Annotated in this window: 11 protein-coding genes; 3 read left to right on the forward strand and 8 right to left on the reverse strand. The window is 43.4% G+C overall.

Annotated features, from left to right (window positions below):
* Positions 1 to 113: 113 nt before the first annotated feature.
* Both AC3CIA_RS06685 and AC3CIA_RS06690 read left to right on the forward strand, forming a co-directional pair.
* A complete protein-coding gene (locus tag AC3CIA_RS06685) occupies positions 114 to 1,925 on the forward strand; it encodes a PLP-dependent transferase (RefSeq protein WP_488518741.1) in 1,812 nt (603 codons plus the stop codon).
* A 446-nt stretch (positions 1,926 to 2,371) separates the two neighbouring features.
* Positions 2,372 to 2,734 (forward strand): NirD/YgiW/YdeI family stress tolerance protein, encoded by a 363-nt coding sequence (locus tag AC3CIA_RS06690; protein WP_114633338.1) that lies wholly within the window; start codon positions 2,372 to 2,374, stop codon positions 2,732 to 2,734.
* Positions 2,735 to 3,065: 331 nt separating this feature from the next.
* Here AC3CIA_RS06690 and AC3CIA_RS06695 read toward each other — a convergent pair whose 3' ends face one another.
* Both AC3CIA_RS06695 and accD read right to left on the reverse strand, forming a co-directional pair.
* On the reverse strand, positions 3,066 to 3,308 hold the full coding sequence (locus tag AC3CIA_RS06695) for a hypothetical protein (protein WP_048611711.1): 243 nt from the start codon (positions 3,306 to 3,308) through the stop codon (positions 3,066 to 3,068).
* Between the two features lie 309 nt (positions 3,309 to 3,617).
* A complete protein-coding gene (gene accD / locus AC3CIA_RS06700; protein WP_488518742.1) occupies positions 3,618 to 4,484 on the reverse strand; it encodes an acetyl-CoA carboxylase, carboxyltransferase subunit beta in 867 nt (288 codons plus the stop codon).
* Positions 4,485 to 4,605: 121 nt separating this feature from the next.
* Here accD and AC3CIA_RS06705 point away from each other — a divergent pair, with 121 nt between their 5' ends.
* Positions 4,606 to 5,517, forward strand: a complete 912-nt coding sequence (locus AC3CIA_RS06705) for a LysR family transcriptional regulator (RefSeq protein WP_488518743.1) — start codon at positions 4,606 to 4,608, stop codon at positions 5,515 to 5,517.
* A gap of 370 nt (positions 5,518 to 5,887) precedes the next feature.
* Here AC3CIA_RS06705 and AC3CIA_RS06710 read toward each other — a convergent pair whose 3' ends face one another.
* The 6 genes from AC3CIA_RS06710 to AC3CIA_RS06735 all read right to left on the reverse strand — a co-directional run bounded on the left by AC3CIA_RS06710 (position 5,888) and on the right by AC3CIA_RS06735 (position 14,886).
* Complete coding sequence (locus tag AC3CIA_RS06710; RefSeq protein ID WP_065205425.1) at positions 5,888 to 7,507, reverse strand: endonuclease; 1,620 nt, start codon at positions 7,505 to 7,507, stop codon at positions 5,888 to 5,890.
* Positions 7,508 to 8,309: 802 nt separating this feature from the next.
* Positions 8,310 to 9,278 carry a nucleoside hydrolase gene (locus tag AC3CIA_RS06715; protein WP_428786662.1) on the reverse strand — a complete coding sequence of 323 codons (969 nt, stop codon included), beginning with the start codon at positions 9,276 to 9,278 and terminating at the stop codon, positions 8,310 to 8,312.
* A gap of 670 nt (positions 9,279 to 9,948) precedes the next feature.
* Positions 9,949 to 11,991, reverse strand: a complete 2,043-nt coding sequence (locus AC3CIA_RS06720; RefSeq protein ID WP_488518744.1) for an FUSC family protein — start codon at positions 11,989 to 11,991, stop codon at positions 9,949 to 9,951.
* Between the two features lie 185 nt (positions 11,992 to 12,176).
* Positions 12,177 to 12,902: a metallophosphoesterase family protein gene (locus tag AC3CIA_RS06725; RefSeq protein ID WP_488518745.1), complete on the reverse strand. Its 726-nt coding sequence runs from the start codon at positions 12,900 to 12,902 to the stop codon at positions 12,177 to 12,179.
* A gap of 79 nt (positions 12,903 to 12,981) precedes the next feature.
* Positions 12,982 to 13,485 carry a YcxB family protein gene (locus AC3CIA_RS06730; RefSeq protein WP_249632665.1) on the reverse strand — a complete coding sequence of 168 codons (504 nt, stop codon included), beginning with the start codon at positions 13,483 to 13,485 and terminating at the stop codon, positions 12,982 to 12,984.
* A gap of 285 nt (positions 13,486 to 13,770) precedes the next feature.
* Positions 13,771 to 14,886 carry a nickel/cobalt transporter gene (locus AC3CIA_RS06735; protein ID WP_488518746.1) on the reverse strand — a complete coding sequence of 372 codons (1,116 nt, stop codon included), beginning with the start codon at positions 14,884 to 14,886 and terminating at the stop codon, positions 13,771 to 13,773.
* Positions 14,887 to 14,940: the final 54 nt, after the last annotated feature.

A 14,940-nucleotide genomic window follows, 5' to 3' on the forward strand; every position in this document is an offset into this window, starting at 1 on the left:
CGAATTTAGTTTGGCAATATTATTGCTCAAAGTGTATGTCTTACTTCGCAAATAGCAATTTTTAACATCTGCCCAAAACTAAAATTAAAGGAGGTATAACAAAGGACTGAACTATGAATACGTCAACTCAACTTAGCCCGCTGCGTAAAACGACCAAACACGAACAAGCAGAAGCCCTTGCCATTGAGCAGGCAAAACATTTTGGTATCGACCCAAACAGTGATTACGGCATCACACTAATTGAACTGGCGGCGACATTGTATAAAGCCAATATCAAGACGCATGACCTTTGGGCGTTAACCGTTGATGGGCTTTCAGAGCTTGACAAGAGTGACCGAATCGCTTGGTTTAACGCTAAACGCTTTTTGTCATTTCAGATCGCAAAGATCCTCGACAATTTGCAAAACCCAATGCGTGCCACTTACCAATCCATTGCCACCAATAATGGTAATTTTGCGTCTAAAGGTGCGTATCCTATCTTCGATAATGTCGCTGCTATATTCTCTGCAAGCCCTGTCATTACACGCACTGCGACCTATTTATTTGCGTGTACAGAATGGATTGAAGATGCGTTCAACGGTAAAGAGCCGCTGCACGATATTTACTCTCGACTGCTTAACCCAACATCGATTTCACTGGCTAACCACATGGTTGATATTGAGGCAGGCTCCAGAGCCAACGAATACCTCGCATGGAACTTTAACTCGGGGATGGCGGCTATTGATGGGTTGTTAAGCCACTTGCTCGGGCATGAAGACATTGTCTTGGCTTCACGCAATATCTACGGCGGTTCTTATCAGCTATTGGAAGATTGGTTTGGAAAGCCTTCTAATCTGAATGTCGCGGTAGAGTGGGTCGATGGCTATTCAGGTGATGAGTTTGCGGCTCGTCTTGATGAGGTTGCCGATAAATACGCGGATCGCCTCGCCGCAGGTAAGAAAATCTACGTTTACCTAGAGTCACCGTGTAACCCGCATGGATACGTGTTAGATGTTGCTAGCATCAGTAAAGCTGGTCACGTTCGTGGTTGGGATGTGATTGTCGACTCTACAGTGGGTACACCATTACTGCATCCAGTACTAAAACGCGATGATGTTATGGAAAGGCCAGATTATGTCATTCACTCTTACACCAAAGAACTGGCGGGTTCCGGCACCACAACGGCTGGGGTAGTCATCGGTCGTAACGAGACCATGTTTGTGCCAAAAGGAGAAGAGGTCACCTGTAACAAACCTAACGGCGATGTGGCCACCATTCCATGGAACGAAACGCTGTTTTGGAATGTGTATTACATTAAGGGCGCATTCCTAGACGCAGACAAAGCGTTCGAAGTGCTCAATGGTATGAAAACCTATGAGATGCGCGTGGTGCAGAAAACCATTAATACTCTGACTCTCGCGAAGATCTTCGATGCTCACCCAGACATCAATGTGTCGTGCCCAGCTTTGCCAGATAGTGATAACTATGAACACTGCCAGAACAACATGTACTTGGGGTTACCTGCAGCGCTGTTTACCATAGACATGGAAGGCAACGGCGATCGGGCGCCAATCAATCGAGATGGGTTTAAACAGTTCTTCGACATGCTTGAGCCCGCAATCGGCATGCAAGTGAGTTTAGGGCAAACCAATACGGTGGCACTGTGCCCGGCACTGACTACGCATTCTGAACTCAGCGACGAGGCGCTCAATGAAGCAGGCATCAAACCGACCACAATGCGTATCTCTATCGGCTTGGAAGATCCTCGAATGTTCATTGCTCACATTATCGAGGCAGCCAAATTGTCAATCGACCGCAAACACGCAGACTTCTCATCGAGTTTCCCTAGTGGTAACAGTATCGATGAAATCTATATGCAAACCTATATGGATGTACATCAGAGGTTTGTGAAGAGCTTGCCGAAGTTCAGTCAGCTTACTCAGTAACTTAGGTCAGTAAGCTAAGCTGGCAATAAAGGTTAGCAAGAAAAGTCAGTGAAGTAGGGTAACTGTAACCGTTAGAGTGCAGTTATAATCACTAGATAGAAAAACTAAGGCCGCACGCGAGGCCTTAGTTTTAGAAAGCTCTCACTGTGTAGTTTCATCGAGTGCTATTTAATTGGTGCTTGGAAAGCGACTCTGTTGATGACTTATTACTGGGCGAATACTGAATAACAAAGAGCAAGAGCTCTAGAAAAGGAATGATTTTCGTAAAAAGTAAAATTATTCGATTAAGATAGCGTTTAAGATCATATGGTTATGGTTTTTTTGGGTATTGTCATTCTACGTATTTTCAACATGAATGAATTATGAACGCTACTTTCATCCGCGATTAATACCACCTCCTGCATAGTACACCCATCAAAACAAACTATGACTCCTTAGAGGTTCTTATGAAAAACGTACTTATTGCTACTACACTGGTTCTGGCTTCAGGCTTAGCAACAGCAAACACTTTACCAGCAACGGGCGGATTTAGTGGCCCGACGGCTAGCGCTCCTGTTACGGTTGCTCAAGTCCTAGAAGCAAGAGATGATACCCAAGTTCAGGTGACGGGTAACATTGTGCACTCTTTGGGAGATGACGAGTACAAGTTTACTGATGGCAAAAACACAATTGTGATCGAAGTAGAGGATGAAGCTTGGGCTGGTTTGACGATTGCTCCAAATGACAAGATAACGATTGTTGGCAACGTTGAAAAAGATAGCTGGGAAGAGGCAACAATTGAAGTCGATAGAATTGCGATTGGTAGCTAAATCGAGTGAATGCAGTAGTAACTGAAGCGATAACTTAAACCTCAAAGGAGCTCATTGTGGCTCCTTTAAAGTTTTATAACTATGACAAATAGAGAGCATGTATTTACTTTGTGTTATTGCTCATAACTCATAACTCATAACTCATAACTCATAGCTAAGTGCCATACCCGTCCAACATTAATTCAGTAAACAGTCTCCGTCTCTAATAAAGCTAGATTCTTAGGTAATAGACTGAATTTCGGCTGTACCAGCCCATTTTTGTGTTTGGGACCAAATATAGCGGTGACTCATTTTGGGGAAAACGGTGTAACTCTCTCTGCTCACTCGTTTACTATTTAGGCTGGTGGCCTGTCTTCTTCGCAAGCTCTTGCATAGCCTCGGCAAACGTTGTTGTTCCGCCTTTCGCTTTAACCTGAACTACCTTATATCCTTGGCTTTCCAGCGCTTGGCGCTCTTCTAAAACTGCCTTGTCATCTGGTTGACTGCCCTGCACAGGCTGGTGAATGTAACACCCTTCTAATTGACCATCTTCGACCAGTTGGTGGTGTTTCAGTGCATTGATATCAAAATTCATAGTAAGTCTTTTCGCTTTAAATGGAGAGTCTCTGTGGCAAAGACCACAAGTCTTAATAATTTTATGGTTTGTACCATACGGTATTTTAACTATAAGAAGCTAGTGAAAATACAGTAATTTAAAGGAATGTACTGGGTGCGGTTCGTATTCTCAATCTCTTATTGATCGTAGGGAAGGAAAGGGGGGGAACTGAATGCGAACGTTACAAGTACGGCCAGATGTTCAGCGATAAAGAATGTTCTCCCCCTCGGTCCTTAATCTAAAGAGGTCGTTGTTGGTCATTTGAGGGGGAGCTAGAGGGGGAGGTTTTTAATGATCAACTTGAATCTGAGTGTTGGTCATCATTGCGATTAGCTTAGCTACTCGGGCGCGTATCTCACGTCTATCAACAATCATGTCTAAAGCACCATGCTCTAATAGGAACTCGCTCTGCTGAAAATCTTCAGGTAGCTTTTCTCGTACTGTTTGCTCAATTACACGACGCCCGGCAAAACCAATTCTCGCTTTGGGTTCACCGATATTTATATCACCTAACATCGCAATACTTGCCGATACACCGCCAAAAGTTTGATCGGTCAATACGGAGATATAAGGGAGCTTTGCATCTGATAGTCGCATTAAAGCAGCACTTGTTTTTGCCATTTGCATTAAAGCCATGAGCGATTCTTGCATGCGCGCTCCACCACAAGCCGAAAAGCATACTAATCCACAGTTAGCCTCGATTGCTGCATCAACAGCGTCAACAAAGCGAGCGCCCACAACGGCCCCCATTGAGCCTGCCATAAAAGAAAATTCGAAAGCGCACGCTACAACAGGTAATCCTAAAAGCTCTCCCTTCAAGGCCACTAACGCATCCTTTTCTCCTGTGTTCTTTTGAGCAAGAGCCAGGCGTTCGGTGTAGCGTTTCTTATCCTTAAATTTTAGTAAGTCTTTCGGTTCATGTTCACTGCCAATCTCAGTTCGCTCGCCATTATCTAAAAAATTTTCTAAGCGACAGCGTGCGGACATCCTCATGTGGTGGTCGCATTTTGGACACACCTCCAGATTTTCTTTAAGGGCTATGCGGTACAGAATCTGGTCGCAAGAGGGGCATTTTGTCCATATGCCTTCTGGAATATTCGCTTTACGCGTACTGATTATATTTTTCTTATCTAATAGTTTTTCTATCCAACTCATTGGTAACCTTATCCAGTTCACTTTTAATGATGAGTATTGTATAAGCCTGTTTCTGGTAATAAAGTGGCTAATATTGGCTTTATAATCCAATCTGGTGGGATTATTGAAATGAGTGGGATTAATGGGAATGCTTGAGAAGATTGATCAACAATGGCTAAAAAGTTTTCACTGTGTCTATGAGAACAATAGCTTTAAGAGAGCTGCGGAGTTTCTGTGTTTGCCGACATCAAACGTCAGTCGTCATATCGCGTTGCTAGAAGAGCAGCTGGATGCTCGACTTTTTGATAGAACGACTCGCCGAATTTCTTCGACAGAAGCTGGGGACCACCTCTATCTACGAACTCAGCCATTGTTGGATAAACTCAATGATGCTCTTGAGGAGGTGACACAACACTCTCGTGAAGTCATAGGGCAACTCAATGTTTTAATGCCAGACTCACCTGACTTGGCCCAAGCCGTCGTTTCGTTTTGTACTCAATATCCATCTATTTCATTATGTTGTGATACGAGTATCAGCCCTAAAGAGGATCCGCTTGACGGGTTTGACGTTATTTTGAGTTTTCATCGAGGGAAGCTAGAGGATAACAATTGGATAGCGAAAGAGATTAAGCGTTGGACTAGTGTTGTTGTGGCTTCACCCAAACTTCTTCATACATCTTCTAAGCCTTTTAAGATTACGGATTTGAAACATGTACCTTGTATTAGCAGCTTTACCGCGTTAAATGGTATGCCATGGGTATTTAAGAACGAAACAGGTCAGGTAATTACTCAAAGAGTAAAATCTGCATTTAAAGTGAATAGTGGACAACTCGCTAAAGCAGGTGCATTGGCTGGTTTGGGGCTTGCGATACTCCCTGCTGAATTCTGTCGTAATGAAATAGATTCGGGTTCTCTAGAAGTTATAGAGCTTGAATACGAACCTGAGGACTTGGTGCTATATGCCTTTTATGCTTCTAGAAAGCACATAGCGAAAAAGGTTCCAGTGTTCATTGAGCACTTACTACATCAAGCAAATCTAGACGGGCAAAAATAACAGAAAATGCGGAGGCTAGGGGCTCTTCCCTAGGTTAGAGATGTACTCACTATTGATGGATAAAACTAAGACCTCGCGTTTGCGAGGATTTTTGTTTTTCGGGTAGTGATAACAAACTTTTTGACATAAATGAGCTACAACTTCCCCTAAGTTAGCAATTCATAGATAACTAAAGGTATGGAAAGTCGCTTAATGTAGCGTCTAGTATTGATGGTGCAGATCACTGACAAGCATACGGACCTTCATGACAATATGCTTTTTCAAATATTTAAAATCATGCTCTCTAATGCCTATCAAAAAAGAAGCCCAAACAAAGGATTGGGCTCAATTCAATAATCATAAAACCATTGTCATGGTGGTTATATTCCGATTAATTTCCCCAGATTTGGCTTACAAACTCAGGATGGTCAATAAACGGATTACGATTCCCTTGGAAGTCATGTACCGCCTTATTTCGGTCGATTTCTTTTTGGCTTACTGGATCTTCAGAATGCCAACGCTTTAGCATGGTAAGTAGCCAAGGTTCAAAAACGGTTGTATTGGTTCCATCCAGAACGGCGTCAGAGCTTGTAGAGTTCCCTTCCCAATTAGCGATTTCATTTTCATAGCGTGTTGCCATGTAGAAATATGCTCTTGCGAAATCACCTTTAAACTCATCAATTGGCTCAAACACCGTACCCACATAACCAAGAGAGTTTGCTGCACTGCCTAATTTAGAACCATTGCTTGATGTGTATGTTGCACTACTTACCTCACCAAATGGCCAATTACTACGTTTCGAGTTAACGTAGCCGTCAGTGGCAAATAAATGGTGACCGTCAGAGTTCATTGGCTCGACTTTCCCACCAAACCAGCTTTTCGGGAATGAGTGCTCACGGTTGTAGCAATCACCTTCTTTGCTGTATTGACCACATTGATCGGCCACCTTAGTAAATTGGATTGAATCTGAGCCTGAAGGTTTCTCTGAATACATATCGAGAATCGACCCATCAGTGTCATAGTATGCGTCTAGGTCAGCCTCAGACACTAACTTCCAAATAGCGGTGTAACCCTGACTACTATGATTATCAATAATTTGATATAAGGCCGTTTTTAACGCAAAGCCCACTTTGCCTTCAGCGTCTTTGTAATACTCACCTAACACTGGTGGTTCAGTTGGTGGTGTAGTCGTTGAGCCACCAATCGTAAATTCTGTACTCTGACTTGCTTGGAAATCACCACCAGATGCCACAACGGTTCCGTTTACCGACAAACTGTATGAACCATTCCCCACACTGCAGCACATTCCATCTCCATAAGAGTCTGAGACTTCTAGGGTGTAGCTACCATCCGCTAAACACATTTCCACTTCATTGTTGGTGTTACTTTGATAGTCTGAACCAGAATAAAGAGTTTGAGAAACTGAGTTTTTGAGAGACCAACTGGTTTCAGAACCATAGTTATCCGTCACTAGCGTGAGTGCGGCACTTGTGTCATTGCAGCTTTGTGTTGGTGGAGTCTCCGTAGGCTGAAAGTTATCTAAATACACCACTTCTGAACCATCAAAACCTGCATCATCATAAAATCGTATGCCCACAACGATATCTTTAGTGCTGGTAGCGCTGTACGAGTGAGTTAATGCTTGCCACTGATTCGTTAAACCATTATTCGAGTAGCCTAAATAGCCATCAACAAAAAGGCGAGCTTTCACGTTACCTTCAGTGTGATAAACATCGACAGAGAAATCATAAGTTTTCCCTTGTTCAACACTTATCGTTTGAAGTAAGTCGGTATTACTTTGAGTACTTGTATTCACTGTTACTTGCGCAGAGAAACTGCCGTTATTTACAGGGTCGGTAGAGAGGGAAAGTGCAATGCCGGAGTCAATCACACTCCATCCAGATGGTACGTTTCCTTCCCAGTTTTCGAAACTTCCATTTTGCATTTGCGCATGCGCACTCGCTGAACAAAGTAATGCAACGCCACTTAGTGTTATTATTCTATTTATCATATAACCTTCTGTTTAATCGGATAAAAACCAACTAAGCTTAGAAAGTAATCAAAAGATGAATGGGGATATACATCACATTTATAAATGTAAGCATTGTCACTTTTATTAATATATGTGATGTAAAGCAATGCGTTATCGATCTGTCAAATGCTTTCACACGCTAGATTATTGAAAAAAGGTTCATCTCGGCTTTCAGGGGAAAGCCGCGATGAACCAAAAAGAAGCACTTATCCACAAGCCCTGCCTACAGTAAATGTAACCTTTACTAAAGTTCGATCCCGCCCTTGCCTAACCAACTGAAAATTATGCATATAATTCAGTTTGGTTCTAATTTCTAGTTGAAAACCGTGCAAGCACATGTTGCTTCCGATTCAAGGCGCGTTATCAATCAAAAAATTCCTTTTAGTTTTCTATTATTCAATGGCTTAGAAATAGTTGAACAACATATTCGTGCGTAAGTGTGATTAAAGGTCAGTCTGTTGTGGATTAAAACATTTAGCTACATTGTTGGAACTCTAGACATCAGGAAAAGTAAGGCAAGTTGCAGGGTTTGAAACTGAGTTCAATCCCTCTCAGGCTCACTTTGGGGGCATAAGTGAGCTAGTCAATTCTCGAACTTAGTCAATGAAAATTACTTTTTAATATGGATAGACACTTAGATCGTGTATTGATATTGAAGATCAGTTTCATCTGAACCAGATGAAGCTAACAGTGCCTTTGAGCGTTTCTACGCAATTGTAGGATTATTGTATCTAGAGCATTAGCCTGTCGCGCATTTCTCAATATTTACGACAGGCCCACTTTACTGCTGTGAATAGTTTATCAATGTCTCTCTGTAGAGTGAGAGTAAAGTATCGCTATCTACTTGAACGCCGACTTGTTGTGCAGGAAATAAACCCCATTCATCATTCATATAGTTACGTTGATCAGCTTTCTGAATGGTCATCCCTTCCGCTGGCCCATCTGTGACAACCCTGACCGGGCCATTACGACTTGTAAAAAGAGACGGTTGGATAACATAAGCAATGGCTGATGGGTCATGAACATGACAACCATCCATTCCTACTTTGTCAGAATAAAACTTTAAGTAGTAACGGCTAATGTCCCAGATGAACTGCCCAACTTCTCCAGCGTCATCTCGCAACTCATCAAGGTATTGACTGGTAAAAAAACTCTCCTCTGTAACATCGAGCCCGATAATTACTACTGGCCATGATGCCGTAAACACCTTATCGGCAGCATGAGGGTCATCATGAATATTCGCTTCGGCAAATGGTGTTACATTCCCTCTGTGGCCGTTTTCACCGAATGCACCACCCATAACGACCACTTCTTTTACCAAGTCGACGATGTCAGGAGCAGCTTCCAGTGCAAGTGCAAGATTAGTCAGAGGACCGACAGCCACAAGAGTGATCTCTCTTGGTTCAGCTCGAACACTGTCGATAATGAACTGATAAGCTGGCTTTTTAATCGCTTCATAATCTAGCGAACTTGGTGCCGTCACATCACCCAACCCCGTTTCACCATGCACAACAACCGTTGCTCCAACAGGATCTCTTAATAAGGGCTTATCCGAACCTTTAGCAACGAGTGCCTTCATAGCGAATTTTTGCTTCAGATAGAGAGCATTTTGAGTGCCATTGTCTATCGTCGCATTTCCATAAACGGTCGTGATCCCCATCAGATCAATATCTGGATGTGCTTCTGCAAATAGGATTGCCATTGCATCATCGATGCCCGGATCTGTATCTAGGATGATTTTCTTTGTCATATCAGCTTCTAATTAAACAGTTGAGAGGAGTAGACGATACCTAGAAAAAACACTGATGAACGTGACTTGAATCTCATGATGAGAGCAATTTAACTTAAACTCTCAAGGTTTGAATTGCTCGTATGAATATTGTACTCCGGTCACTTTGTTTCCGCCTTTTCTAAGGTATTAGTATCTTTAAAATATTGGAAAAATTCACCATGTCACTACAAGTTTTTCGACAGTGATGGACCACCAGTAGAATAGAATGTTCGATATTAAAAAAAGTTATCACGATGTATGTGGTGAGTTTAATAATGACTTGTGAATTAGTTACTTATGATGGGGTTTTTCATTTTTAAGATTCCAAGACCAACAGCGAAGTAGGTCCTGATTTGGAATGGATACCATCTACAAATAATGATGTTGTAAACGTTATAAATTCTCTAAACGAATTGGTTTTGCACGGTCACTTAAGGCAATTAGGTCGATGTGGTCGTTATGACCATATATATTCAATAACTGAAAAGGAACGTAAGTATTGGAATGGGTTAAATAACAAGTTTTAGATACTCTTCTTTTTCCCAAAGGTGCGCCAAACGCTTCGCTCTAAAAATACAGGTCAAAATCTGAGTGGCTATTGGTGTTTAAGATCTTTGGTATTTAAGTCCTTTGATAGTTAAGCCCTGATTTAGCCTTCTAGATTCTGCCGAACTAAATCGTGCATTTGTTTTACTGCCATCAGTGCTAACCAGATGATTTCTTCTACCGAACGTTGACCCGTTGTGGAAGTTAGGTGTTGGGCTTCAGTTTGATTGGTGAGCGCGGGCAGCTCATGGACGCGGTTATCACGAATGGTATTGATCAATGCATCCATCGCATCATGAATCAAGCGTTCGACTTGTTGAGAGCCTTGATATTGCGTGCCTTTTCTGACCAGTGGGATCAGCAAGCAGAGGTAATGGCTTAATAATCGATAGTGACTCAGCATATCTTCATAATAGTGTGGATCGGCTCGAGTATGTTTTGGCTCTTGCTGCATCTCATTGTAAATCAGCTCAAGGTCGCTTTCGGCGGTTAGCATAGCGGCACGTTGCTTGGTTAGCGCAATATGGTCATGTTGTTCGGTGCCAATTTGCAGCTGTTCGTAGCAATACACAAATAAGCTTTTTGAACTATTAAGCGCTTTTAACGCTTGATTGTGGATCTCTTTACCTCGCCATTGCGGCCATAACAAACCATAACCGAGCAGGACAATCGCGCCCCCGACTATGTTGTCGATCAAACGTGGTGCTGCAAAATCGAGCCCTTGATGCGCCATGGTCTGATACACCAAAATCAATAGCGCTGTAATGCAACCAATGGCTAGCGAGTAATGGCGCATGATATTAAGCATTGCGACAGGCAAGAGGATAACGATAAGCGTATACATCGCGGTCGTTGGTACGCCAATGTGAATTAAAGACGTCGCGAACAGCACACCAAGCGCCGTACCTAAACAGCGTTGCCACGTTTTACTTCGTGTCGCCAAGAAGCTTGGTTGAATAACCATTAACATCGAAATCAGAACCCAATCAGGGCGAATCAATTCAAAGTATTCCGCAATTCCAGCACCAAGTGCGAACATCAAACCGACACGGATAACATGATGCCAAATCGGATTGCCTCGGCTTGGTAGGCGAAAAGACAACTCGAACGGCTGCACTTCAAAAGAACGTTCATAAGCGGGTTCATTAAGCTCAATACGACGGGAAATATGCTTCACTGCGTATGCCCAATAACGAAAGCGGGGTTGGTCTTCGAGCTTGACCGCTTCAATCAAGTCATTAGCTTCTTGCTCTAATGAGCTTAAGTGCTTCACCTCTTCGTTTGTGTTGTGTAGAAGCTGTTTGGCTTTGTGTCTTAGTCTTTGCTGACAATGTTGGCTCCAAACCAATAGCAAGTCTCGTTTGTGCTTACTGGACTGAAATTGGCTTAATAGATCGGGATTCGTGGTGTGGCTGCTGATTATCACTTCAAACGTATCAAGAGCGAGGAACAAGGCTTGTCGAAGCGAGTTAGCATCTTCTTGTTTAGATCGAAAAGATTCAGATTGAAGAGCCTGTTGGAACAACTCGATGAGTTGGTATTTGATGCGTCTTTTCGGTGCATCACTTTCGCTACCTAACAAGAATGCTTGTCGATATTGGATGTAGTCTGCCAAGGTTTCGTAAATCGCGGACAGACACACGCGCAGTGCATAGTGCTTCCACAACGCAAACCAAAGCCAGCTAAACAGCGAAAAAGTAAGGGGGCCAAGCACCAACATTTGGTACAAGCTTAGCGCTGTGTTGGAATTGTGAAGTGAGAGAGTGACGACTGCTATCAATAGGCTCGACATACCGAGCCTCGCCCAAAAGGGACCATTGACCGCAGCACTGGCAAGCAAAGCACCCATAGCACCATAAGTCACCCATAAAGGCAGTCCGCTTTTCAGCAGAGCGTAACTGATGGCCAGAGTCATGCCCCAAGCGGTTGCGGTGATCGCAAAACGTGTCCACCTCCTTGGCCCTGCTGCATCGAGGCCACTAATCAGAGCGGCTGGCATGGTCATCAGCGCGGTCATGGCGATAGTGGTTTGATTCGACAACACCCCTAAACCAAGAAACAGCACAATGGCACTGGTGGCGCGAAGCCCAAGGTTAATGGAAGGGGAGTACCAGACTTTACGCAAAATGGCAGGAGAAAACGTCATAGACCCTCGTTATTTGTTTGATCTTAATGAGTGTAACGCCAAACCTCTTCGCGTGCTGTCTTCAATCACAGATTGATAAATTGAATCGCTGCAAGCCTCTTCTATTGGCATAGAACGCTATATAGCTTGGTTTATTCGAAAGCGAATCCACAAGGTTTAAGACAGCAAGATTTAAGATAGAGGGTTCAAAAATAGACAGTTTGGTAGTCGATGGAATCAGCAGAGAACGAAATTCGACTTAATCCTATCTTCTCGCTGCGATTGTATTTATTGATCGAGTGGTCAAAGCCATAGGCTGTCGAAGGCGCCATGTATTGGGTTACGCCTTGTTGTGTCGCCGTTATCCCGTCATGGCCGTGGCCGCAGATCACGTCACGAACGCGATATTTTCGAAGCACGTTCATCACATCGGCATCGTTTTCTAGACGGATGGCTTTCATCCAGTCAGCTCCGACTGGAATAACAGGGTGGTGAACAACCACGATAGGATCACTAGCCTTTCTCAACTGTTGTTTTAGCCGAGCCATGCCAAGGTTATCAATGCGCCCAGAACCGAGTGGATGACGTTTATCCAGCGGCTTGAAGCTAGAGTCCAGAAATACAAACTCTCGTTCATTGGTCATTGCTTTATTGGTGACGAAAATCGACGATCCTTTTAACTCGGTACGCATTAAGCGAGAGTCATCATGATTGCCCGCAATCGCGTAAATGGATTGGTCGCTAATGTGTTGCCTAATGAACGCCTCTAATCGAATGTAGTCGCCAGACTTTGGATTACAACAAATATCACCAGTTAGAAAAATGGTCTTGCATGCTGTGTCTTTGCTGACGTATTCCAGTGCTCTACGCAGGTTTTCATAGCTGGATTCAGCGGAAAGGTGACAATCACTGATTTGGTAAACGGTGTTCATTGTTGTTGTCCGGTTATGCCATACGAATTATTAAAGATGATAAAAAAATGCCTGCCAAATTGGCAGGCATTTATTGATGCTAATGTGCTTTGGGTGCTTTGGACGCTTCGTGTTGCTCAACCATGAACGCAATGGCTTCATCGCTTAAACAAGACTTACTGACGTATTGGCGCTGTTTTCCAATATGAAGGATAAAACCTAAATCGGTTTGTTGCAGCTGGGAGATGTCAGTCCAAGCGATAGTATTGGTGTTTTTAGCGTTTTTATAACTCACACCGTTAACGTCACCTTGAAAGATCACTTTGCTGCCAGCACCTGAGCTGATTTTTTGTCGCCATATCCACCAGGTTCTCTTGCAGTAAACGCTGAACGCTTCAATCACACTTAATACAATAAAGAACCAGCCAACGTAACCGTTAGGTAGTAGCTCAAACTCTAATAAAACCACACCAAAAATAAGAAACAGTATTCCTTTTAAATAGGCTTTTGGAAATTGAGTCGGAAGGCTAGTTTGATCATAACACTCTGTGAAAAACGTCTTATCGAGGATGTATTCTGTGGTGAAACCGGGATCTTTAGACATGTCTGGCTACTTTAATGTTTTCTGTGAATGAGCTTTCTATAAAGGGGCTACTACGCTGCAATCTAGTAACTCCAGCATTGTATCGCTTGTCGGTACTTTTCTTTAGCGGTTTTGATGCTCTTTTGTAAATCAATAATACTGACGGGTTTTGCTCTCGGTATAGCTTACTTGTTTACCTGATTTGATATTAAATAATGACTAAAGCTAAGGCCTCGCGTTTGCGAGGCCTTGATATGTGCGGAGCGGGTGGAAAGAACCTCAGATATATTGCTACGTTCTTGCGCTCTACATGGTGAAAACAGGCGACATGCCGCTGTCTTGGCCGTTCATTAATAACAAGCCAATCAACACAAGCAAAATGCCGCCAAAGAGTTGCAAGTAGTGACCTGCGACTTTCATTGATTCACTACTGTTCTTGTTACCCGCTGCCAAATAGCGCTTCACTAGATGTTTACCTGTTAGCGTCATCATTGCAATTAATGAGGTTGTTAATGCTGTGCCTACGGCCATCGCAAAGGCACTCAGAACGCCCATCCAATATAGGCCAACCATGTTTGCGAAAAGCAGAACCATGATGGTTCCAGTACACGGTCTTACTCCAATAGTCACTATGATTCCGGCGTATTCACGAAGCGTGGAAGCTTTGTTGATCGCGTCTGCATCGGCAACATGCTGGTGGCCACATCCGCAGTCGGCATGAGAATGATCTGCATGAGAGTGTTCCGCAGTTTGTAATGCGTTAGTCGGGTTCAACATGGCTGAACCAACAGATAGAGATGAGCGAAGCGCTATTGGCGATTGGACTGTGCCTGGTGGACGAGCGGCCATTGCTGAAGGCGCATCGGCTGCTAATGTGGTGATGGCTTTCACTTTCAACTTTGGCTTACGCATTGTGGTGTAGATATTTTTCAAAGCCTTCCAGCAGATCAAAGTACCTACCACGGCCACCAACGCAAAGCTTAATGAAACAAACATATTCGCTTTGTCATTCACTACGCGCATTGAAGCACTAAAGCCCCACAGCAATACACTCACCAATAATATCGCGACCAGTGCTTGTAAAAACGCAGACACAACCGTAAGCACTAAACTGGCTTTCGCCTTAGTCGGGTGAGTCGCTAAGTAAGTAGACACGATAACCTTGCCGTGTCCTGGGCCTAAAGAGTGAAGCATACCGTAGACGAAGCTGAACCCGATAAGGTAACTGCCTGCGCCCCAAGGATTGGATTTAGCTTCATAGAGTAGGTCGGCAAGCTCTGCGTTAACTTCCCTTTGCCATTGAATACTAGAGATCACTAACGATGGCCATATAGACCACAATTGGTACGCACCGACAATAACAAGTAACAGGGCGCCGACGCCAATGAGGTAATAGTTTGTTTTGAGGCTATTTTTCTGCATTTAACAAGAACCTGTATCAGAGAGCTTTCTCATAGTGAGTGAGAGGTTTAATGA

The organism is Vibrio sp. QJM3NY_27 (genome assembly GCF_057785955.1).